The organism is Moorena sp. SIO3I6, assembly GCF_010672095.1.
In genome coordinates, this window is sequence record NZ_JAAHHU010001717.1 from 1 (window position 1) to 1,046 (window position 1,046).

2 protein-coding genes and 1 pseudogene are annotated in these 1,046 nt (G+C 44.8%); 1 reads left to right on the plus strand and 2 read right to left on the minus strand.

Features of this window, described 5'->3' with window-relative positions:
* Window positions 1-117 precede the first annotated feature (117 nt).
* Window positions 118-327, minus strand: a complete 210-nt coding sequence (locus F6K49_RS52580; protein WP_293111062.1) for a hypothetical protein — start codon at window positions 325-327, stop codon at window positions 118-120.
* A 346-nt stretch (window positions 328-673) separates the two neighbouring features.
* Between F6K49_RS52580 and F6K49_RS52585 the strand changes: the two genes are divergently transcribed.
* Complete coding sequence (locus tag F6K49_RS52585; RefSeq protein WP_293111064.1) at window positions 674-823, plus strand: hypothetical protein; 150 nt, start codon at window positions 674-676, stop codon at window positions 821-823.
* Here F6K49_RS52585 and F6K49_RS52590 read toward each other — a convergent pair.
* Window positions 767-1,046 (minus strand): annotated as a pseudogene (locus F6K49_RS52590) (hypothetical protein); the annotation flags it as partial. The gene F6K49_RS52585 and the pseudogene F6K49_RS52590 sit on opposite strands and share 57 nt — an antisense overlap.

Sequence of the window (1,046 nt, forward strand, 5' to 3'; positions counted from 1 at the left end):
TTTTTTAAGATGCACGAGAGAGAATTAAGAATTCAGGATAAGAATGATCAATGTATTGGGAGAATAAATAGGATTATTACCGATTAAACTCTGATTAATTGCTAATTAAGTAGAAAATTACCGTATTATGACTATAGGAAGGGAATCGGGAATCGGGAATCGGGAATCGGGAATCGGGACTGCATCGCTTAAACCTGTCTTGACTATTGCATGCCTTTTGCCTGGCGTTGCGTCAGTCTTTGAATGAATATTCGTAGAGTGGGCATCCTGCCCGCGCGAAAATAAGCATGAAACTGGCAAGATGCCAGTTCCACGCCTGATGCCCATTCCACCTCACTCTTAAAATCATTCAATTATCAGAGTGGGAGAGTTTGAGAGGGAAAAGAATACTCCGTCCTCTTAGGTCTTGAAGTTACCGTAAGGATAGGGTCGCCTTAATCAAACAGTTTTGACCCTTTTTCGCACAGCCGACCAACCATAAAGGCTCCACTATCCTAAGGTTTCGTCTTCGAGGATGAATTTTCCCTCTCAAATAGTGTTAATATAAAAAGTAAGGGTCTCAAAAAAAACTGGGTATTGACCCCACTCAGCTACCTCCGGTGCGGGGGAAAGTTACGCCCATGGAGATAACAACCAACTATGTTGTGCCTGGGAATCCCCATTCCTGCGACGGATGGGGAGGTTCAATAAGCAACACCTTTTGCCTTTTGCTACTCCCTACTCCCTACTCCCTACTCCCTACTCCCTACTCCCTGTTCCCTATTCCCTATTCCCTTTGCTCTCTCAACCAACGCTTTTTCCAATGGGAGGTTGGTTCAAGTAAAGAGTTTTGCTGCTCTAGGCGACGTTGGTGTAAAATGTCCGAGGCTGAGTCTGATAAATTCGGGTCTCGGTAAGGTACAGCGGCACGAGTTTGCAAATGTTCTTGCTCTCGGATTGATAAGCTAGGTAAATCAGTTTCAGTAAAGCTAGCAACAGTACCGGGTTGCCGATTTCCCACTTCAATGGTAGAGCCAATCGTAAACCCAGCTGTGATCAGGGCAATA

Excerpts from the sequence above, each read along its gene's own strand:
- F6K49_RS52580 (WP_293111062.1), bottom strand. The coding sequence starts at position 327 with ATGGGCATCAGGCGTGGAACTGGCATCTTGCCAGTTTCATGCTTATTT.
- F6K49_RS52585 (WP_293111064.1), top strand. The coding sequence starts at position 674 with ATGGGGAGGTTCAATAAGCAACACCTTTTGCCTTTTGCTACTCCCTAC.